Origin of the sequence: Epibacterium sp. Ofav1-8 (assembly GCF_022348185.1) — a bacterium.
In the GTDB taxonomy this organism is placed as follows: domain Bacteria; phylum Pseudomonadota; class Alphaproteobacteria; order Rhodobacterales; family Rhodobacteraceae; genus Epibacterium.
The window spans coordinates 130714-150622 of the sequence record NZ_JAKRFD010000001.1; the positions used below are offsets into that span (position 1 = coordinate 130714).

Below are 19909 nucleotides of genomic sequence, written 5' to 3' on the forward strand. Positions count from 1 at the left end.
GCAACAGTCAAGGGCGGCGTGGGAGACCAGGCCGCCCTTTCTGCATCCGGTCACCGGGTGTTTGCGATCTCTGGCCAGCGGGCTCATCCCGCCACGATCACCTCGCGCAGCCGGGCCAGGGTCACCGGCTTGCCGATCACCGCCAAGCCAGCGACATCGGCAAGTTCGCGCGGGGGGCGGGCGACCTTGCGGGTGGACATGAGCACAAGCTGGCATCCGGCGTGCCGGTCGCGGGCACTGCGCAGGATGTCCCAACCCGATGCGCCATCCTCCAGGTTGAGGTCGCTGAGCACCAGATCCAGATCCGAACGCCGCTGCACGTCCAACAGTCCGGCGGCATGGCTTCCGGCGCGGGCAACCTCAAAACCGAGGTCCTCCAGCGCCTGCGCCGCGGCGGCCAATGCGGTGGGGTCGTCATCCACAACCAGCGCCCGGCGCGCGCCTGATGGCGGATCGGCGGAGGTCGGGGCGTCGGCAAGCGGCGGAAACCGCAGGGTGATCGTGGTGCCCTGATCCTCCCCCGATGTGCGCGAGTGGAGCAGAAGCTGACCGCCGGACTGGTGCACAAACCCGTCGACCATCGACAATCCCAGACCGGTGCCGCTGCCATCATCGCGGTGGGTGAAAAACGGCTCCGTCGCCCGCCGCAGGACCTCGGGCGCCATGCCGCATCCGCTGTCGCGGATCGTCACCTCCGCGCCGCCGTCCCGGTCCTGCTCCACGGCAACCCGGATGCTGCCGGTCTCGGCGATCGCCTGCCCGGCGTTGACGCAAAGATTCAATACGGCGCTTTCCAGCTGGCCCGGGTCCACCAGGGCCAGAACGGGTGTCTCGGGCACATCGAACTCCAGCGCGACGCGTTCGGGCAGCGCCATTTCCAGCAGGTCGGCCATGCCGGTCATCAGCAGGCCCACATCGGTCACCTGCGGTTCCAGATGCTGCTTGCGGGCAAAGGCCAGCAACCGCTCCGTCAGCGACACGCCCAGATCGACCGCCGACCCGATACGGGCCCGGAAATGGCCCGCCTGATCGGGGTCTGCGGTTTCCAGCAGGTGCAGGTTGCCCGAGATGCTGGACAGGATATTGCCAAAATCATGCGCGACCTCGCCGGTCACCTTGCCCAGCGTTTCGACCCGGCGGATCTCTTCGAGCCGTTCGTCGATGCGTTTGCGTTCGGTGGTTTCCGACAGCAGCCAGACCGTGCCGCCATCCGGCAGCGGCGAGTGGCGCAGCTCCAGCACGTGGCCGGAGGCATCGGTGAATTCCTCGAACCCGCCACGGTCGCCGGGGCCTGTCTGCCGGGCGAAGGCGGAGCGTTCGATCAGCGCCTGCATGGTCTCGGTGGTTTCCGTCCCCGGCGTCATGTCCGCTGGCGGCAGCCGCAACAGCGCCCGCAGATTGTCGTTCTCCGCCTCGATGCCGCCATGTGGGGCGGTTATGGCGACACCGTCCTTGATGTTGCGGAACACCCGGGAAAACAGCGCGTTCTGGCGCCGGATCTCGCTGGTGCGGCGGTCGAGCTTGCGGGCATTCTCGCGGAACACCTGAAAGGCGGCAAACAGCTGGCCGATCTCGTCGTCAGAGACCCGGGCGCGCGGCAGGTCGCTGCGATGGTCCCCGGCGGCAAGTCGGCGCATCGCATCGGCGATCCGGCGCAGGTTGCGGGCCACATAGCGCGACACATAGGCCGAGGAGGTGATCGCGACCAGCAGGCTGGCCAGGGTCAGCGCCAGAAAGGAATTCTTGGCCAGGCCCAGGTTGTCGGAGGTCTCGGCGCGGGCCTGACTCAACCGGGCCTCGGCCTGCGCGACCTTGCCTTCGGCATAGGTGGAAATGCGCGCGGTTTCCTGGCGAATGCGGAACAGGGCGTTTTCGGCATCCAGCTGCGCGGCAATCTCGCGATGTTTCAGGGCAAACAGCGTGTCGCTGCGCCGGAGCGCGGTCTGGATCTCGTCAAAGGTCGGCTGGTGAACCGGTAGCAGCTGTGCCTCGACCCGGTCGCGCACCGTCCGATACCGCCGGGTGAATTCGCCCAGCTCGATCAGCGCTTCGGCGCGCCCGGCGCTGATGGCGCTGGCGGTCAGCTGTTGCAGTTCGGCCCAGACCTCGCGCTCCGCCAGCGGCAGCGCCCTGTCGCCGGACCGCCGCCGGACCCGGCTGTTCAGGCGCTGCATGTCGCGGTCGATCGCCGTCAGATCCGCCTTGCGCGCCGCCTGCGGCACCAGCGCCGTGGTCAGGTCGTCAATGGCCAGGCTGAGGCGGGCCAGCGGCAGATCAAGGGCCGGATCGGCCGCGGCATGCCGGGCGATCTGGGCCAGGTTGTCGCGCACGCTCTGTGCCTCCTGCTCCAGCTGGAACGGCGGGAACAGCGCATAGAGAAACGGCGCCGAGGTCGCCAGCTCGGCAGCCTCGCGCGACAGGTCCAGCGCATCGGAGACCTCGGCAAGCGTGTCCTGATGAAGCACGTTCATCCACAGTTCGGTCCGGTTCAGCACCCGCATGCCGATCAGGCTGACCAGCAGGATCAGCCCGAACAGGACCGCGATCGCGGCAGAGAGCCGGACCCGGACGCTGAGACGGGAGAGGCCGGAGATCACGCTTCAGCCCGCCGACAGGTGAAAGATATAGCCCTGCGCGCGCCGGGTCTGCAGATGTACCGGCTTTGACGGCACCGCCTCGATCTTGCGGCGCAGGCGCAGGATCAGCACGTCGATGGTCCGGTCCACATAGCGCTGCATGTCCGACCCCAGCTCCTCCAGAAGCTCCGGGCGCGGGACCACCCGATCCGGATTGCGGGCAAAATACTCCAGCAGGCGGTATTCGGCGTTGGTCAGCGGGATTTCCTCGCCCGCGCCATCCAGCAACCGGCGCGACTGCACATCGAGACACATATCGCCAAAGCGGATCGCCTGCCCCGGTGCGGCGCTGGGGCGGGCGGTGCCGTGGCCATAGCGGCGCAGCACGGCGCGGATGCGGGCGACCAGTTCGCGCGGATTGAACGGTTTGATCATGTAGTCATCGGCGCCGGTCTCCAGCCCGATGATCTTGTCGATTTCGTCGCCGACGCCGGTCAGCATCACGATCGGGATCTCGTAGCGTTCGCGGATATGGATCGCCAGCGTCAGACCGGATTCCCCGCGCAGGCGCAGGTCGATCAGCGCCAGGTCCACCGGCGGCGGATCGCCGAGCGCGTGAAAGGCGGGAATGTCGGCGCAGCAGACGGCGTCAAACCCGCTGTCCCGCATCAGCGCAGAGAGCGTATCGCGCACATTGGGATCGTCATCCACAATCGCGATCAGCGGCTCGGTCCGGCCTGCCATCATGCAACCCTCCTCCTGTCACATCCGCGGCGTCCGGGGCGTCCTGCACGGACCGCCCCTGTCCTCAGTGTCGCAAACGGGGGCCGAGTTTAAGGGGATATGGCGGCGATTGTAATACTGTTAACATGAATCCCGCATTCCGGCTGTTTCATTAACAGAACGCGGCTCGCATCGCCGCCCGCGCCGCTCCTATCGTCGGGGTGTCAGCGCCTGGACCACCGGGGATGTTTCCGGCAGGCGTATCAAGGGAGGATACCATGACACAGCTATTTACCCGTGCCGCAACGGCACTGGGCGTTCTGTCGCTGAGCGCATTTGCAGCCGCCGCCGACGACTGCGCCAACCGTGGCGCGCTCGATGCGCTTTACTGCGATGCCAATGGCGATCTGGTGGCGGACACGCCCAGCGATCCGGCAGAGCTGAGCAACCCCGACACGCTGGTCTTTGCCTATACCCCGGTCGAGGACCCGGCGGTCTATGCCGACATCTGGGAGCCGTTCATCGCGCATCTGGAAGAGACCACGGGCAAGGACGTGCAGTTCTTTGCGGTGCAGTCCAACTCTGCCGAGGTCGAGGCGATGCGTTCGGGGCGTCTGCATGTGGCGGGCTTCTCCACCGGCCCGACGCCCTTTGCGGTGAACCTCGCCGGTGCCGTGCCCTTTGCCATCATGGGCGCCGAGGACGGCCAGTTCGGCTACAAGCTTCAGGTCTTTACCCAGGCCGACAGCGACATCAAGGAAGTGAAGGACCTGGCCGGTCGCCGTGTGGCACATACCTCGCCGACCTCCAACTCCGGCAACCAGGCGCCGCGCGCGCTGTTCCCGGACCTCGGCGTCGAGCCTGACAAGGATTACGAGGTGATCTATTCCGGCTCGCACGACCAGTCGATGCTGGGTGTGGTCGCGGGCGACTACGATGCGGCGCCGGTTGCCTCCGAAGTGGTGGACCGCATGGCGGAACGCGGGCTCTATGATACCGCCGACGTGCGCAAGATCTGGGAGAGCGATCCGTTCCCGACCACCTCCTTCACCCTGGCCCACAACCTCGACCCCGAGCTGGCGGACAAGATCAAGGAGGCCTTCTTCTCCTTTGATTTCGAGGGCACCAAACTGGGCGAAGAGTTCGACGGCGTGAGCAAGTTCGTTCCGATCACCTACAAGGATCAATGGGCGGTGATCCGTCAGATCCAGAAGTCCAACGGCGTGGAATACACCCCGCAGGGCCTCGCCGGGAACTGATCCCACCCCATTCGAAACAGCCCGGTCAGCATTGGTCTGGCCGGGCGCTTTTCGCGGCCTCCCGTGCGTCTCTGCCCCCTGTGCCAGAGGGCATCGCGGCAGAGGCAGGGCCGCGCTATGTCCCGGAGACCGTCATGCTGAAAATTACCAAACTGACCAAACGCTATGGATCGGGGGATCCGGTGCTGAAGGAACTGGACCTGACGGTGGAGGGCGATCAGCTCACCTCCGTGATCGGCTCCTCCGGCGCGGGCAAGAGCACGCTGCTGCGCTGCATCAACCGCCTGGTCGAACCCACCTCGGGCTCCGTCGATCTGAACGGCACCGAGTTCACCACCCTTGGCCGCCGCGAGCTGCGCGCCGCGCGCCGCCGGATCGGCATGGTGTTTCAGGGCTTCAACCTGATCGACCGGCTGACGGTGATGGAAAACGTCCAGTCCGGGCGTCTCGGATATATCTCCACCTGGGCGGCACTGACCCGGCGCTACCCGCGCGAGGACATTCGCCACGCCTATGAGCTGATGGAACGTGTGGGCATCGCCCATTACGCCGACAAACGCGCCGACGAGCTGTCCGGCGGTGAACGCCAGCGGGTGGGCGTGGTGCGCGCGCTGATGCAGCGTCCCGAGATCCTGCTGGCGGATGAACCCACCGCCTCGCTCGATCCCAAGACCTCCGAGCAGATCATGTCGCTGCTGCGGGATCTGGCCAGCGAGTTGAAACTGCCGGTCATCATCAACATCCACAACGTCACCGAGGCCAAGGAATACAGCGACCGCATCGTCGGCATGCGCTACGGGCGGATCATCTTTGACGACCTGCCGGGCCAGCTGGGCAAGGGCGAGATGGACGAGATCTATGCCGGGGTTCCGGCCGAGGATCGGGCGCAGGTCGGAGCAGCGGCATGAGCGCGATTAAGGACACATGGCGCAAACCGCCGTTCATCGCCAACCCCGCGCTGCGCTACGGGCTCTATGCGGCGGTGCTGATCTACTTTGTCGCGACGTTGGCCACGCTTCCGATCGACTGGGCGCGGGTGTCGGACGGCATGACACGGGCGCAGCGGATCTTCAGCGGCGCCTTCCCGCCCAGCTTTGAGCGGTCGGGCCTCTTGCTCGACGGGTTCCTCGAAAGCCTGAAGATCGCGATCCTTGCCACCGTGGGCGGCATCGCGATCTCGGTGCCGCTGGCCTTCATGGCGGCAAGCAACATTTCGATCCGGCCGATCTACCTGTTGGGCCGGGGCATCATCATCGTCGCCCGCAGCTTTCACCCGGTGATCGTCGCGATCATCTTCGTCAAGGCGGTGGGCTTTGGCCCCTTTGCCGGGGCGCTGACGCTGGTGGTCTATTCCATCGGCTTTGTCGCCAAACTGCTGGCCGAACGGATCGAGGAAATCGACTTTGGCCAGGTGGAGGCCATGCGCTCTGCCGGGGCGGGGTTCATCGCCACGCTGGCCTATGCGGTGATGCCGCAGATCATGCCGCGTCTGGTTGGTCTGGGGATCTACCAGCTCGACAGCAACCTGCGCGCCTCTGCGGTGGTGGGGATCGTCGGCGCGGGCGGGATCGGCGCGACCCTGGCCAATGCCTTTGGCCGCTATGACTACGACTTTGCCCTCGCCATCACCATGGTCATCGTCGGCGTGATCCTCGTCTCCGAGGCGGTGAGCGGATTTATCAGAAAGCGGATTGCATGATGACCAGCCAGTCTTTGAACCAAACCCTCGATCAGTGGTCCCGCTTCACCCCGCGCCAGCGTCTGATGCGCTACGGCGGCTTTGCCCTGACGGTGCTGGTCGTCGCCTGGGCGCTCAGCAGCATCGACGTGATCTGGGCCTGGGTCTGGGATGCGCCATCGCAGATGGGCGACCTGTTCGGCCGCATGATGCCGCCCGATCCCAGCAACCTGCCCTCGATCCTGGAGGCGATCTGGCAGACGGTGAACATCGCCACGCTGGCCACGATGATCGCGGTCGTCGTCTCGCTGCCGGTGGCCTATATCGCGGCGCAGAACACCACGCCGAACAAGTTCGCGCTCTGGGTTGGCCGCTTTATCCTGGTGTCGTCGCGGTCGGTGAACACCATCATCTGGGCGCTGCTGTTCGTGGCCATCTTCGGCCCCGGCATCGTGGCGGGGATCGTGGCGATCATGTTCCGCTCCATCGGCTTCCTCGGCAAACTCCTCGGCGAGGCGATCGAGGAAATCGACCGCAAGCCGGTGGAGGCGCTGGAGGCCTGTGGTGCATCGCGGTTCAAGATCGTGCTCTATGCCATCGTGCCGCAGGTGATGCCGGCGTTCTTTGCCGTGGCGATCCTGCGCTGGGACATCAACCTGCGCGAATCCACCGTGCTTGGCCTCGTCGGCGCCGGCGGCATCGGGATGATCCTGCAAGGCGCGATCGACACCTTCAACTGGCCCGAGGTCTCGATGGTGCTCCTGACCATCCTCGCCCTTGTGGTGGTGGGCGAGGTGGTGTCGTCCTTCCTGCGCCGCAAGGTGCTGTAAAATGCGCGCGGTGCCCCATTCTGCCGGGGCGCCGCGTGCCCTGCCGATGGCCGGGCATCACGCCGGATCACCGCGGCGGCGGGTCCACGGTAAAGGGCGCGAGGCTGTCGACAAAGACATCCATGAAGTCGCGCACCACCCGCGGCACGCTGACCGCGCTGGGAAACAGGATCGACAGCCGGTGATGGATTTCCGGCTCGAACGGGCGCACCACCACGCCCGCCGACCGGAATGCTTCCGCATCCAGGGCGCTGACCACCGATGCGCCCAGCCCCTGCTGCACCATGGTGCAGGCGGTGGTGAACTGGCGCACCTCGACCAGGCTGTTGATCTCGACGTTATAGCTGGCAAAGGCCCGCGACAGATGCCGGTAGAAACGGCTGTCGCGCCGGGCGTGAATCATCTTCTCCGACGCCAGATCCGCCGGTGTGATGCTGGATTTGGCCGCCAGCGGATGCCCCGGCGGCAGGATACAGGCCGAGCGGATGAAGATGTCGCGGCTTTCGGTCGCCGGATGCCCCGAGAACCCGTCGGTGATGCCGCAGTCATATTGTTCGCCGATGATCCACTCCAGGATCCGCTCCGGGCGGTCCGGCTCCAGCGCCACGGTGACGCCGGGGCGCTCCTTCAGGAACTGCGCCAGGACCTGCGGCAGATGCGAGGTGGCAAACCCCGGCAGGCAGGCGATCCGCATGTGGCCGCCGGTGCGCTCCTTCAGGTCGCGGCGCAGGTCTTCGAGGTGGTCGAGCCCGTCGAGGATGCGCCGCACCTCCGTCAGCAGATGCCGGGAATCACTGGTGGGTTCCAGAATGCCGCGCCGCCGCTGGAACAGCTCCAGGTCCATCGAGGCGGAGAAATCCGAAATCAGGCGGCTGACAGCCGGTTGCGAGACGCCCAGCATCTCTGCCGCCTTGGTGATGCTGCCGGTCTCCGCGACCGCCTTGAAAGCCTGAAGCTGGCGTAATTTGAACTGCACGGGCGTGTCCTTGCTGTGGGGTCGCTGCGGGGAATATGCGCATCAATATAATACTATGTTATGACAGTGTTGTGAAACTTTCACTTGAATTATGTTGCATCCTGTCAAATGCTGCCCGCGAACGACCAGAGGAGGATAGAAAATGGGTGTTTCAAAAATTGCATTGTCCTGTGCCCTGGCCACCGGCCTGACCGCCGGGGCCGCCTGGGCCGAGACCGAAATCCAGTGGTGGCACGCCATGGGCGGCGCCAATGGCGAGCGCGTCGACAAGATCGCGGCCGACTTCAACGCCAGCCAGTCCGACTACAAGATCGTGCCCACCTACAAGGGCAACTACACCGAAACCATGACCGCTGCCGTCGCCGCCTTCCGCGCCGGTGAGCAGCCGCATCTGGTGCAGGTGTTCGAGGTCGGCACCGCCACCATGATGGCCGCCAAGGGCGCGATCTACCCGATCGAGCAGATGATGGCCGACGCGGGCGAGCCGTTTGACAAATCCGACTACCTGCCGGCGGTGATCTCCTATTACCAGACCCCCGAAGGCGAACTGCTGTCGATGCCCTTCAACAGCTCCACCCCGGTGATGTGGTACAACGCCGATGCGCTGGAGGCTGCGGGCGTCGATGTTCCCGAAACATGGGATGACGTCAAAACCGCCGCACAGGCGCTGGTCGACAACGGCATGGAGTGCGGCCTGTCCTTTGGCTGGCAGTCCTGGGTGATGATCGAGAACTTCTCCGCGTGGCACAACATGGAGATGGGCACCAAGGAAAACGGCTTTGCCGGGTTTGACACCGAGTTCGTGTTCAACAACGACAAGGTCGCGGCCCGTCTGGACGACATCGCGTCGATGAGCGAGGGCAACCTGTTCAAATACGGTGGCCGTCGCGGCGACAGCCTGCCGCTGTTCACCAATGGCGAATGCGGCATGTGGATGAACTCCTCGGCCTATTACGGCTCCATGGTGGAACAGGCGGAGTTCGAATTCGGCCAGACCATGCTGCCGCTCGACACCTCGGTGGCGGATGCGCCGCAGAACTCCATCATCGGTGGCGCGACCCTCTGGGCGCTGGCCGGTCACGAGGATGAGGAATACAAGGGTCTGGCGCAGTTCATGACCTATCTGTCCTCGCCCGAGGTGCAGGCCTGGTGGCACCAGGAAACCGGCTATGTGCCGATCACCACTGCCGCCTATGAACTGAGCCAGGAACAGGGGTTCTATGACGAAAACCCCGGCACCGACACCGCGATCAAACAGCTGAGCCTGAACACGCCGACGCCGAACTCCCGCGGCATTCGTTTTGGCAACTTCGTGCAGGTGCGCGACGTGATCAACGAAGAGCTCGAAGCGCTCTGGGCTGGTGACAAGACCGCTGCCGAGGCGCTTGATACCGCAGTGGAACGCGGCAACGCGCTGCTGCGCAAGTTCGAACGCTCCGTGAAGTAATCGCCCACGGCTCTCCCCGGTCTTGCAGTGATGCAGGGCCGGGGAGGGCCGATTTTTATCCTTTTCCAGAAAGGACCCCGAGGCGCCTATGCTGAAACGCGTCCATTTCCCCGCATCCCTGTTGCCCTACCTGCTGGTCGCGCCGCAAATCGCGATCACTTTGGTGTTTTTCATCTGGCCCGCCAGTCAGGCGGTCTATCAGTCGTTCCTCATTGAGGACGCCTTTGGTCTGTCGACCGAATTCGTCTGGTTCGAGAATTTCGAGCTATTGTTCGAGGACGACATCTATCTGGCCACCTTTGGCCGCACGATCTTCTTCTCCGCTGCCGTGGCGATCCTGTCGATGTCGATGGCGCTGATCCTTGCGGGTTTTGCTGATCGGGTCGTGCGCGGCGCGACGGCCTATCGCACACTCCTGATCTGGCCCTACGCCGTGGCGCCGGTTCTGGCGGGTGCGCTGTGGGTGTTCATGTTCAACCCGACGCTGGGGATCTTCCCCTATATCCTCGATTTTGTCGGCGTGGACTGGAACCACTATCTGAACGGCAATCAGGCGATGGCGCTGGTGGTCTTTGCCTCCGCATGGAAGCAGATCGCCTATAACTTCCTGTTCTATCTTGCCGCGATGCAGTCGATCCCGCGCTCGGTGATCGAGGCCGCCGCGATTGATGGCGCGGGCCCGATCCGCCGGTTCAAGGATTTCATCTTCCCGCTGGTGTCGCCGACCACGTTCTTCCTGCTGGTCATCAACGCGGTCTATGCGTTTTTTGAAACCTTCGGCATCATCCACGCGGTGACCCAGGGCGGGCCTGCAAACTCCACCACCATCCTCGTCTACAAGGTGTTCAACGACGGCTTTGTCGGCCTTGATCTGGGGGGCTCTGCCGCGCAGTCGGTGATCCTGATGGTGCTGGTCATTGCCATGACCGTGGTTCAGTTCCGCTTTGTCGAGAGAAGGGTGCAGTACTGATGGTTGAAAATCGACCCATCCTGAACATCGTCAGCCACATTATCCTGATCCTCGGCATTGCCATCGTGGCGCTGCCGATCTGGATCACCTTTGTGGCCGCCACCCATGATGCGGTGCGCATGACACAAGCGCCGATCCCGCTCCTGCCGGGCAGTCATTTCTGGGAGAACTTCCAGCAAACGCTCTGGGGCTCCGGCCTGTCGGGCACCGAGATTGCCCCGGTCTGGCGGATGCTTCTGAACTCTCTGGCGATGGCGATGATGATCTCGCTGGGCAAGATCGCGATTTCGCTGATCTCGGCCTTTGCCATTGTCTACTTCAAGTTCCCGTTCCGCATGGGGTTCTTCTGGCTGATCTTCATCACCCTGATGCTGCCTGTCGAGGTGCGCATCCTGCCCACGTTCGAGGTGGTCGCGGATCTCGGCATGCTCAACAGCTATTGGGGGCTGTCGGTGCCGCTCATCGCCTCGGCCACCGCGACGTTTATGTTCCGGCAGGTGTTCCTGACCATCCCGGACGAAATGCTCGAGAGCGCGCGCATCGACGGGGCAGGGCCGATGCGGTTCTTTTGGGACATCGTGATCCCGCTCAGCCGCACCAATATCGCGGCGCTGTTTGTGATCCTGTTCATCTACGGCTGGAACCAGTACCTCTGGCCGCTGCTGATCACCACCGACACCGACATGACCACCATTGTCATGAGCATCAAACAGATGCTGGAGGCCGCAGAGCAATCCCCGCAATGGAACATCATCATGATGACGGCCCTTCTGGCGATGATCCCGCCGGTCTTTGTCGTCATCGCAATGAAGAAGCTCTTTGTTCAGGGCCTCACCGAGACAGATAAATAGGCATCCCACATGGCAAGCATTACCCTCAAGGATCTGGTGAAATCCTACGGTGACACCGAGGTCCTGCATCACATCGACGGCGCGATCAACGATGGCGAGTTCGTCGTCATCGTCGGCCCGTCGGGCTGCGGTAAATCCACCCTCCTGCGGATGATTGCGGGGCTGGAGACCGTGACCTCCGGCGACATTCAGATCGGCGACCGGGTGGTCAACAATCTGGAACCCGCCAACCGCGACATCGCGATGGTGTTTCAGAACTACGCGCTTTATCCGCATATGTCGGTGCGTGAAAACATGGGCTACGGCCTGAAGATCCGCGGCAACAGCAAGGCCGACATCAACCGCCGCGTTGAAGAAGCCGCGGCAATCCTCGAAATCGGGCCCTACCTTGATCGCAAGCCCCGGCAACTGTCGGGTGGGCAGCGGCAGCGGGTCGCCATGGGGCGCGCCATCGTGCGCGATCCGCAGGTGTTCCTGTTTGACGAACCCTTGTCGAACCTCGACGCCAAGCTGCGGGTGCAGATGCGCCTTGAGATCCGCAAGCTGCAACAGCGCCTTGGCGTGACCTCGATCTACGTGACCCACGATCAGGTGGAGGCGATGACTCTGGGCGACCGGCTGATGGTGCTGAATGGCGGCTATGTCGAACAGTTCGGCACGCCCATTGAACTTTATGACCGCCCCGCCACGCTCTTTGTTGCGGGCTTCATCGGCTCTCCGTCGATGAACTTCCTGCCTGCCGAGGTCGCCTCGGGCATGGTGACGCTGGCCAATGGCGCGCGTCTTGCGGGTGGGGGCACCGCTTCGGGCGAGGTGACGCTGGGCCTGCGCCCGGAACACCTGATCGCCGATGAGACTGGCCCCATCGAGATCAATGTGCAGCTTTGCGAACAGCTGGGTGCGATCACATTGCTGCATGGCCATCTCAGCGGCACCGATGTGGACTGTGTGGCCAGCATGCCCGGTCACGTCTCCGCAGCCCCCGGAACGCTGATGCGCTTTGCCATTGCGCCGGAACATCTGCATATGTTCGACACGCAGACCGGTAAACGAGTGGACGCATGAGTCATTTTCCCCAAATCGACGCCTATCGTGGCGAAGCCGGGCTGATCCGGGTGATCGGCCATCGTGGCGCCCGCGGTGTCATGCCTGAAAACACGCTGGAGGGGTTTCGCTTCACCTTCGACATCGGCGTCGACGCGCTGGAGTTCGATGTGGTGCTGTCCTCGGACGGCGTGCCGGTGATCACCCACAATCACGCGCTGTCGCCGGCGGCGGTGCGCGATGCAGGGGGCGCCTGGATCGCACAGGACGACATCAAGGTCGCGGATCTGCCCTTGGACGAGTTGCGCCGCCTCGATGTGGGCGGGCTCGACAGCCGGTCCACCTATGGGCGGCGGTTCCCCGATCAGGCGTTTCTGAGCGGGGTCCGTATCCCCACGCTTGCCGATCTCTGCGCGCTGGTGAAAGAGCCGCAATACGACCATGTTGCCCTGCTGCTGGAACTCAAGACCGATCTGAGCGATCCGGATATCGCGGCCATCCGCGTGCAGCAGGTCTCGGCGGTGGTGGAGGTCGTGCGCGCCCATGGGCTGAGCGCGCGCACTGCGCTGCACAGTTTTGATTGGGCGCTTCTGGACGAATGCCGCCGTCAGGCCCCGGAGATGCCGACCTCCTATCTGTCCGAAGTGGCGCGCGCCGGCCGCGACGGCGAACCCGCCGGCCTCACCGAGGCCAGCCCCCTGCCGGAGATGGTTGCCGCCGCCGGGGGGCAGATGTGGTGCCCGTGGTTTCAGGACATCACCCCGGAGCGCATGGCGCAGGCCCGCGCGCTGTCGCTGCCGGTCACTGTCTGGACCGTCAACGAGACCGCCGATATCGAAGCGATGATTGATGCCGGTGTGGATGGGATCGTGACCGATTATCCGGGCCGGGTGCAGCGTCTCTTGCTGGAGCGCGGATTGCGCTGGAGCGAACGTGTCCCGACACCCGCCATCGCGACATGAGGGATATGAGCACAATGATCGGCACCGACTGGGCGTTTCAGCGCTATGAGAGCGTGCGCGCGACCCTGCCGGACGCCCGCTTTACCGCCCGTTCACGCGCGGGGCGGGACCTGGGCGATACCGTCGAGGATTATGATGCCTATATTCTCGATGCCTTTGGCGTGCTGAACCGAGGGGAGACAGCCATTGACGGCGCGGTCGACCGCATGGCCGCACTGCGCGCCTTGGGCAAACGGCTGGTGGTGCTGACCAATGCCGCCAGCTACACGCGCGCAGAGGTGCTGGCCAAATATCACCGGCTTGGCTTTGATTTCACCGCATCCGAGGTGGTCTCCAGCCGCGATGTGGCCTTTGCCGGGCTGCCGAGGCTGCCCGAGGGCACCTGTTGGGCTGCGGCAGCGGCCCCGGAAGATGACTTTAGCGATGCGCCCCCGGGCGTGCAGATTGCGCATCTCGCGGACAACCCGGACTTGTTGCACACCGCCGGGGGCTTTTTGCTGCTGTCGTCCGCGCGCTGGGATGAGGCCGACACAAAGGCGCTGACCGAGGCGCTGCTGGAAAACCCGCGCCCGCTGGTGGTGGCCAATCCCGATCTGGTGGCCCCGCGCGAAGAGGGCCTGTCGCTGGAGCCGGGTCTGATTGCGCATGACATCACCGAACGCACCGGCGGCAAGGCGATGTTCTTTGGCAAGCCCTTTGGCAATGCCTTTGACACCGCGTTGGCGCGGCTGGCTGACATTCCCCGCGCCCGCATCGCCATGGTGGGGGACACGCTGCACACCGATGTGCTGGGTGGCGCGGCAGCAGGGATCGGATCTATTCTGATTACGGATCACGGGCTGTTCAGGGGCCATGATGTCGCGCCCTACATAGAGAAGAGCGCAATTCGACCAAGCTGGATCGTGGCAACGACATAGCCTGTAGGGATCGCGCCGGGTGAACAAGGCGCGCCACGGCAGACGGAGGCAAGACGGGATTGACGGCATTTCTGATACAGATCGCGGGGGCGGCGGCGCTCTTGTTGTGGGCGGTGCGGCTGGTGCGCACCGGGGTGGAGCGCGCCTTTGCCACGCAATTGCGCCAGGGGCTGCGCCGGGCGTCGGACAACCGGCTGCTGGCCACCGTGACCGGCCTCGTCTCGGCCATGCTGTTGCAGAGTTCGACCGCCGTGGCGATGCTGGTCTCGAACTTTGCCGCCAAAGGGGCGCTTGCGGGCTCCGTCGGCCTTGCCATGCTGCTGGGCGCCGATCTCGGCTCTGCGCTGGTGGCACAGATCCTGCTGGCGCGCCCGGGGCTGCTGGTTCCGGCGCTGATCCTGCTGGGGGTGATCCTGTTTCTGCGCAGCCATCAGCGCAGGGTGCGCCAGACCGGGCGTATCCTGATCGGCCTGGCGCTGATCTTCGTCTCCCTCGACATGCTGCGCACCGCCACCGCCCCGATCATCCAGAGCGATGGGGCCGTGGCCATATTGGGCTATCTCGACAGTGATCTCCTGACCGCCTTTCTGCTCGGGGCCGTCTTTGCCTGGGTGGTGCATTCCAGCGTGGCGGCGATCCTGCTGTTTGTGACCATGGTGGCGCAGGGCGCGCTGCCGCCGATGGCCGCCATGGCGATGGTGCTGGGGGCCAACCTGGGCGGGGCCATGATCGCCTTTGTGCTGACGCTGGCCGCGGATGTCCGCGCCCGCCGCATCGTGATGGCGAACCTGGTGCTGCGCGGTGGCGGCGCGCTGCTGGTGCTGGTGGCGCTGAACCTGAACCTCTTGGACCCGCAGTGGCTGGGCGCCACCGCAGCGGGGCAGGTGATGGCGATCCACCTGGCGTTCAACCTTGTGCTCTGCCTGCTGATGATGCCGCTGGTGGGGGTGATCGCCCGCCTGTCCGACCGGCTGCTTGCAGAGGATGCCGTCCAATCCGGCGACCGGGGGCTGAGCGCGCTGGACCCTGCTGCGCTCGATGATCCGCCGCGCGCCCTGAGCTGCGCCGCCCGCGAACTGCTGCGCATGGGGGAGCTGGTCGAAAAGATGCTGGTCTCCGCCACCGGGCTCTATGAAACCTGGGATGACCGGGTCGCCACCGGCATTCAGGAAGACGAGCGCGCCCTTCGGCGGATGCATCAGGACCTGAAGCTCTATCTGGCCGGAGTGCATGGTCAAAAGCGCGACGACGAGGCCGCAAATGGCGCGATCGAGGCGTCGCTGATGGCCGCCAATCTTGAGGCCGCCGCCGATCAGGTCGCGCGCAAGATGACCGACCTGGCCCGCAAGCTGCACCACGAAGGCGTCTGTTTCTCCAAATCGGGGCGGCAGGAACTGCTGGACTTCATGGACCGGGTGCAGGCCAATGCGCAGCTCGCGCTCAAGGTGATGATGACCGGCAACCCCGATGACGCCCGGGAACTGGTCGCCGAGAAAGACAGCATCCGCACCGCCGAGCAACGCTTGCAGAGCAAGCACCTCAGCCGGTTGCGCGACGGCATCAGCGAGAGCATCGAGACCAGCGCCCTGCACCAGGAAACTCTGCGTATCCTGAAACAGGTCAACACCGCCTTTGCCATGGCCGGCTATCCGATCGTCGAACGCGCCGGAGACCTGCTCTCCAGCCGCTTGCAGCGCCCGGGCGACCCGCTGGGCGGACAATAAACCGACGCTCTGCACCGTCGGTTCTGACAGGTCGCGGCAGCGCCGCGGGTCCCCGCCTGCCTGCGCCTCGCCATGGCGGGCGGGGCACCGTTCCCTCATTCCCGTAGCACATTGCATGCGTGTCGCGCCCATGGGTGCATGACACGCATGCCTTGCTTGCGCCGCGCGCGACTTCTCACATCAGAAATAGGCCATTAAAGGTGATTAAAATAGTAAGATATTAGTCGACAAGGTCTCGAGATGCCCCTTTCCCAAGGTAAAACAATCGCTTCTGTGTGGCTGCTGCTGACGGGGGCGGGCCTGCCCACCGCCGCGCTGACGCAGGACGCCGCGCCGGACGACTTCGGCGCCGCTATCGAACTGGAGGAAATCACGGTCTCCAGACCTGCGGCAGGGGAGGAGATCGCGCAGGAGACGATCCGCGCCGCACAGCCGACGAGTCTGAACGAGCTGTTCGCCGATACGGATGACGTCACCGTCAGCGGCGGCAACCGGACCTCGGCGCAAAAGGTCTATATCCGCGGGATCGAGGATGTGCGCGCCACTGTCACCATCGACGGCGCTCTCACCTCGGGCACGTTGTTTCCGCACAACGGGAACTCCGGCATCGACCCGTTCCTGCTGAAATCCGTCGCGATCGACGCGGGCACCGGTACCGCGCTCTCCGGGCCGTCGGCGCTGGCGGGTGAGGTGCGGTTCGAAACCCTCGATCCGGAGGACTTTCTGCTGCCGGGCCAGCGACAGGGGGCGATGCTGCGGCTCTCGGGGCAGACCAATGGCGACCGGCTGTCCCTTGGCACCGCGATCTATGGTCAGCCCACCGACCGCTTTGGATACGCGCTCTATGGCGCGACCTCCTTTGCCGACACCTACACCGGCGGCGATGGCCAGCGGGTGCCCTATACCGACAGTGAACCGGACACGCTGTTTGCAAAGCTGAAACTCCGACCCGCCGACGGCCACACGCTCGAATTCAGCGCGATCCGCCGCTCCGACGATGGCCTGCGCAGCGCCCAGGTCAACTTTGGTGTCGATCCGGCGCACCCCCGGTCCACACCGGAACAGCAGGCGCTGTCGCAGGACACCTACAGCCTGTCCTACCGGATCGCGCCCGCGGGCAGCCCGGCGCTCGACCTGGAGGCGCGGCTGTTCCAGAACGAAACCGAGCTGCACCGGCACATCGACCCAACCCAACGGGCGGCATGGCGGACGCGTGGGTTTGCGGTGCAGAATGCCTCGGCCCTCGGCGCGCTCGACCTGACCTATGGGCTCGACTTTACCGAGGCCCGATCCAGCGGCCAGGATGGCGCCGCGGCAGAGGTGTCAGAGACCGCGCGCACCTGGGGGGCGTTTGTGCAGGCAGAAATGCAGCTCTCCGAACGGCTGCGGGCCACGGGCGGCCTGCGTTACGATCACAGCACGCTGACCGATCTGGCGGGCAACCGGCATGCGGGCCACCGGGTCAACCCCAACCTCGGCGTTGAATTCCAGGCGACCCCGGCGCTGTCGCTGTTTGCCAGCTGGGCCCAGGCGTTTCGGGGCGTGCAGCCCGCGCCGGGGCTGAACCTGACGGCGGGCGTGGATGCGGCCCTGACCGATCCCAGCCTTGACGGCGAAACCGCCGAGACCATCGAGGCCGGCTTTGCCTTTGTGCGCAACGGCTGGAACCTCGGGGCCACCTATTTCCAGACCGAGATCGAGGATGTCATCCTCTATGGCGGTCGCCGGGGGCTGCCCTATGCGCGCCGCAACGCAGGCACCGCCGAGACCGAGGGCTACACGCTCAGCGCCGGGTATGCCTGGGCGGACTGGTCGGTGCAGGCGTCGTTTCACCATTCGGATACCACCATCGGCGGGCGCTATGTCAGCCCGAGCGACTGGTATGACGGCTTTGCACCCCAGGGCGACACGCTGTCCCTGCGGGTGGTCCGGGAACTTGCGGGCCGCAATATGCAGATCAGCTGGACCAGCCAGTTCGTGATGGCCGAGGACAAGCTGCCCGACAGCTTTACCGCCGCCGCCGAGCTTGCGGGGTATGACGTGCACGACCTGTCGCTGGTCTGGCGCCCCCGTGACACGCAGGAATACAGCCTGGCGCTGACGAATATCTTTGACGAGGCCTATATCGCGCATGGCACCGCCTACAGCGTGCCCGGCGGCACCACCAACCTGCTGGAGCAGGGGCGCAGCCTGCGGGTGACCGCGCAGATCAAGTTCTGAGGCCCGCACGCGGGGCTGAACCCTGCCCTAATCCTCGAAGCGTTCGGCGAGTTTTTCATCCTCGCCCATGGCGGCGAGTTTGATCTCCCGGATCAGGCGGATGCTGGGTTTGGCGGCAAAGAGGATCGACCCGATGAGGAACAGCCAGGTGCCGGCCGTCATCAGCCGCTCGAAAAAGAAGAAGACAGAGCCGATCACAAAGCTGAAGGCGGCGCCGAAGTCCGCCAGCGTATAGGCGATTTCAAAATGGGCGTACCGGCGGCGTTGCGCGGCACTGCCGTGCCGGTGGTCGCGATCAAAGAGCATTGTGGAGGTCTCCGGCAGTTGCGTTCGCCGCGGACGCTACCAACGCCGGCAGCGATTGCAAGAGCACCGCCCCCAGGACCAGAGCGCCCGAGCCTGGGCGGGCGCAATCGCGCCCTCCCGGGGGGAGGGTCGGGCGCGGCGCGGGGCTTTCCCCCCCGCGAGATCACCACAAATAGAAAACCCGCCTGCAAGAGGCGGGTCGTCTGGCGGTGCGATAATAGCCGGGGCCGACCTTAGCGGCTCAGGCCCCCGTGCAGCGTCGGCACGTCGAGGCAACTGAACCCGTAGTGGCGCAGCCAGCGCAGGTCGCTGTCGAAGAAGGCGCGCAGGTCGGGGATGCCGTATTTCAGCATCGCCAGGCGGTCGATGCCGATGCCAAAGGCAAAGCCCTGGTACTTGTCGGGGTCGATGCCCCCGGCGGCGATCACCTTGGGGTGCACCATGCCGGAGCCGAGGATCTCCATCCAGTCGTCGCCCTCGCCGATCTTCAGCTGGCCATTGTCCCAGCTGCAGCGGATGTCGACCTCGGCCGACGGCTCGGTGAAGGGGAAATGCGAGGCGCGGAAACGCAGGTCGACGCTCTCCACCTCGAAGAAGGATTTGACGAATTCCTCCAGCACCCACTTGAGGTTGGCCATCGAGATGTTCTCATCCAGCGCCAGCCCCTCGACCTGATGGAACATCGGCGTGTGGGTCTGGTCGTAGTCGGCGCGATAGACGCCGCCCGGGCAGATGATGCGCAGCGGTGCGCCCATCTTCTCCATCGAGCGGATCTGCACCGGGCTGGTGTGGGTGCGCAGCACATGCGGCGGGCGGTTGTCACCCTCGGCGCGGTGCATGTAGAACGTGTCCATCTCGGCCCGGGCCGGGTGGTGGCCGGGGATGTTCAGCGCGTCGAAGTTGTACCAGTCGGTGTCCACCCGCGGCCCTTCGGCAACGGAGAACCCCATCTCGGCAAAGATCGCGGTCAGCTCCTCGGAGGCCTGCGAGATCGGGTGGATCGAGCCCTCACGGCGCGGGCGCGTCGGCAGCGTCACATCCAGCCATTCGGAGCGCAGGCGTTCATCCAGGGCGGCATCGGCCAGCGCCGCCTTCTTGGCCGCCAGCGCCGCGTTGATCTCATCCTTGAGCGCGTTCAGCGCCGGGCCCGCCACCTGGCGTTCCTCCGGCGTCATCTTGCCCAGTTCGCGCATCTTCAGGGCCACTTCGCCCTTCTTGCCCACGGCGGCCAGGCGCACGGCCTCCAGCGCGTTCTCGTCGCCGGCTTCGGCAATCTGGCCGAGGTATTTTGCTTTAAGATCGTCCATGACGGCCCCTCACGTCTCGCTTTGCTGTCCTGCTACCACACGAGGCGTCGAAAGCAAGCACCTGCGCCGCCTTGCCGCTGCCGCAGGCCGGTGCTGTCGCCCCCAGCCCACGCCCCGAG

At 65.0% G+C, this 19909-nt stretch carries 17 protein-coding genes; 12 read left to right on the forward strand and 5 right to left on the reverse strand.

Annotated elements, in window-relative coordinates; all coding sequences use genetic code 11:
• Positions 1–83: 83 nt before the first annotated feature.
• Together MHM97_RS00585 and MHM97_RS00590 are read right to left on the reverse strand one after the other, a co-directional pair.
• Positions 84–2597: an ATP-binding protein gene (locus MHM97_RS00585; RefSeq protein ID WP_239318555.1), complete on the reverse strand. Its 2514-nt coding sequence runs from the start codon at positions 2595–2597 to the stop codon at positions 84–86.
• Positions 2598–2600: 3 nt separating this feature from the next.
• Positions 2601–3323 (reverse strand): winged helix-turn-helix domain-containing protein, encoded by a 723-nt coding sequence (locus tag MHM97_RS00590; protein WP_239318557.1) that lies wholly within the window; start codon positions 3321–3323, stop codon positions 2601–2603.
• A 254-nt stretch (positions 3324–3577) separates the two neighbouring features.
• On the opposite strand from MHM97_RS00590, the gene phnD reads away from it, so the two are divergent.
• The 4 genes from phnD to phnE (MHM97_RS00610) all read left to right on the forward strand — a co-directional run bounded on the left by phnD (position 3578) and on the right by phnE (MHM97_RS00610) (position 7066).
• The gene (gene phnD, locus MHM97_RS00595) at positions 3578–4558 is read left to right on the forward strand and encodes a phosphate/phosphite/phosphonate ABC transporter substrate-binding protein (protein ID WP_239318559.1); all 981 of its coding nucleotides are present in this window, start codon (positions 3578–3580) and stop codon (positions 4556–4558) included.
• A 134-nt stretch (positions 4559–4692) separates the two neighbouring features.
• The gene (gene phnC, locus MHM97_RS00600; protein ID WP_239318561.1) at positions 4693–5466 is read left to right on the forward strand and encodes a phosphonate ABC transporter ATP-binding protein; all 774 of its coding nucleotides are present in this window, start codon (positions 4693–4695) and stop codon (positions 5464–5466) included.
• Complete coding sequence (gene phnE / locus MHM97_RS00605) at positions 5463–6257, forward strand: phosphonate ABC transporter, permease protein PhnE (protein WP_239318563.1); 795 nt, start codon at positions 5463–5465, stop codon at positions 6255–6257. Before phnC ends, phnE (MHM97_RS00605) begins: the two co-directional genes overlap by 4 nt.
• Positions 6257–7066: a phosphonate ABC transporter, permease protein PhnE gene (gene phnE / locus MHM97_RS00610; protein ID WP_239319188.1), complete on the forward strand. Its 810-nt coding sequence runs from the start codon at positions 6257–6259 to the stop codon at positions 7064–7066. The genes phnE (MHM97_RS00605) and phnE (MHM97_RS00610) overlap by 1 nt, the downstream gene beginning before the upstream one ends.
• Before the next feature lie 67 nt (positions 7067–7133).
• Here phnE (MHM97_RS00610) and MHM97_RS00615 read toward each other — a convergent pair whose 3' ends face one another.
• Complete coding sequence (locus tag MHM97_RS00615) at positions 7134–8042, reverse strand: LysR substrate-binding domain-containing protein (protein WP_239318565.1); 909 nt, start codon at positions 8040–8042, stop codon at positions 7134–7136.
• Positions 8043–8184: 142 nt separating this feature from the next.
• Here MHM97_RS00615 and ugpB point away from each other — a divergent pair, with 142 nt between their 5' ends.
• The 8 genes from ugpB to MHM97_RS00655 all read left to right on the forward strand — a co-directional run bounded on the left by ugpB (position 8185) and on the right by MHM97_RS00655 (position 18177).
• The gene (ugpB, locus tag MHM97_RS00620; RefSeq protein WP_239318567.1) at positions 8185–9489 is read left to right on the forward strand and encodes a sn-glycerol-3-phosphate ABC transporter substrate-binding protein UgpB; all 1305 of its coding nucleotides are present in this window, start codon (positions 8185–8187) and stop codon (positions 9487–9489) included.
• An 88-nt stretch (positions 9490–9577) separates the two neighbouring features.
• Entirely contained in the window at positions 9578–10459 is an 882-nt protein-coding gene (gene ugpA, locus MHM97_RS00625) for a sn-glycerol-3-phosphate ABC transporter permease UgpA (protein WP_126137268.1), read from the forward strand.
• Entirely contained in the window at positions 10459–11310 is an 852-nt protein-coding gene (ugpE, locus tag MHM97_RS00630; protein WP_239318569.1) for a sn-glycerol-3-phosphate ABC transporter permease UgpE, read from the forward strand. Before ugpA ends, ugpE begins: the two co-directional genes overlap by 1 nt.
• Positions 11311–11319: 9 nt before the next feature.
• The gene (locus tag MHM97_RS00635; protein WP_239318571.1) at positions 11320–12375 is read left to right on the forward strand and encodes a sn-glycerol-3-phosphate import ATP-binding protein UgpC; all 1056 of its coding nucleotides are present in this window, start codon (positions 11320–11322) and stop codon (positions 12373–12375) included.
• A complete protein-coding gene (locus MHM97_RS00640; protein WP_239318573.1) occupies positions 12372–13316 on the forward strand; it encodes a glycerophosphodiester phosphodiesterase family protein in 945 nt (314 codons plus the stop codon). The genes MHM97_RS00635 and MHM97_RS00640 overlap by 4 nt, the downstream gene beginning before the upstream one ends.
• A 14-nt stretch (positions 13317–13330) precedes the next feature.
• Positions 13331–14233 carry an HAD-IIA family hydrolase gene (locus MHM97_RS00645; RefSeq protein ID WP_239319189.1) on the forward strand — a complete coding sequence of 301 codons (903 nt, stop codon included), beginning with the start codon at positions 13331–13333 and terminating at the stop codon, positions 14231–14233.
• Positions 14234–14292: 59 nt separating this feature from the next.
• Positions 14293–15957 carry a Na/Pi cotransporter family protein gene (locus tag MHM97_RS00650; protein WP_239318575.1) on the forward strand — a complete coding sequence of 555 codons (1665 nt, stop codon included), beginning with the start codon at positions 14293–14295 and terminating at the stop codon, positions 15955–15957.
• Between the two features lie 240 nt (positions 15958–16197).
• Positions 16198–18177 carry a TonB-dependent receptor domain-containing protein gene (locus MHM97_RS00655; protein ID WP_239318576.1) on the forward strand — a complete coding sequence of 660 codons (1980 nt, stop codon included), beginning with the start codon at positions 16198–16200 and terminating at the stop codon, positions 18175–18177.
• Positions 18178–18204: 27 nt separating this feature from the next.
• Here MHM97_RS00655 and MHM97_RS00660 read toward each other — a convergent pair whose 3' ends face one another.
• Positions 18205–18483 (reverse strand): YrhK family protein, encoded by a 279-nt coding sequence (locus tag MHM97_RS00660; RefSeq protein ID WP_239318577.1) that lies wholly within the window; start codon positions 18481–18483, stop codon positions 18205–18207.
• Between the two features lie 233 nt (positions 18484–18716).
• Positions 18717–19790 (reverse strand): phenylalanine--tRNA ligase subunit alpha, encoded by a 1074-nt coding sequence (pheS, locus tag MHM97_RS00665; protein ID WP_239318578.1) that lies wholly within the window; start codon positions 19788–19790, stop codon positions 18717–18719.
• Positions 19791–19909: the final 119 nt, after the last annotated feature.

What these genes read in the sequence shown, in the direction of transcription:
- MHM97_RS00590 (WP_239318557.1), bottom strand. Translation starts at nt 3,323, where the DNA reads ATGATGGCAGGCCGGACCGAGCCGCTGATCGCGATTGTGGATGACGAT.
- phnD (WP_239318559.1), top strand. Translation starts at nt 3,578, where the DNA reads ATGACACAGCTATTTACCCGTGCCGCAACGGCACTGGGCGTTCTGTCG.
- phnC (WP_239318561.1), top strand. Translation starts at nt 4,693, where the DNA reads ATGCTGAAAATTACCAAACTGACCAAACGCTATGGATCGGGGGATCCG.
- phnE (WP_239318563.1), top strand. Translation starts at nt 5,463, where the DNA reads ATGAGCGCGATTAAGGACACATGGCGCAAACCGCCGTTCATCGCCAAC.
- phnE (WP_239319188.1), top strand. Translation starts at nt 6,257, where the DNA reads ATGACCAGCCAGTCTTTGAACCAAACCCTCGATCAGTGGTCCCGCTTC.
- ugpB (WP_239318567.1), top strand. Translation starts at nt 8,185, where the DNA reads ATGGGTGTTTCAAAAATTGCATTGTCCTGTGCCCTGGCCACCGGCCTG.
- ugpA (WP_126137268.1), top strand. Translation starts at nt 9,578, where the DNA reads ATGCTGAAACGCGTCCATTTCCCCGCATCCCTGTTGCCCTACCTGCTG.
- ugpE (WP_239318569.1), top strand. Translation starts at nt 10,459, where the DNA reads ATGGTTGAAAATCGACCCATCCTGAACATCGTCAGCCACATTATCCTG.
- MHM97_RS00635 (WP_239318571.1), top strand. Translation starts at nt 11,320, where the DNA reads ATGGCAAGCATTACCCTCAAGGATCTGGTGAAATCCTACGGTGACACC.
- MHM97_RS00640 (WP_239318573.1), top strand. Translation starts at nt 12,372, where the DNA reads ATGAGTCATTTTCCCCAAATCGACGCCTATCGTGGCGAAGCCGGGCTG.
- MHM97_RS00645 (WP_239319189.1), top strand. Translation starts at nt 13,331, where the DNA reads ATGATCGGCACCGACTGGGCGTTTCAGCGCTATGAGAGCGTGCGCGCG.
- MHM97_RS00655 (WP_239318576.1), top strand. Translation starts at nt 16,198, where the DNA reads ATGCCCCTTTCCCAAGGTAAAACAATCGCTTCTGTGTGGCTGCTGCTG.
- MHM97_RS00660 (WP_239318577.1), bottom strand. Translation starts at nt 18,483, where the DNA reads ATGCTCTTTGATCGCGACCACCGGCACGGCAGTGCCGCGCAACGCCGC.
- pheS (WP_239318578.1), bottom strand. Translation starts at nt 19,790, where the DNA reads ATGGACGATCTTAAAGCAAAATACCTCGGCCAGATTGCCGAAGCCGGC.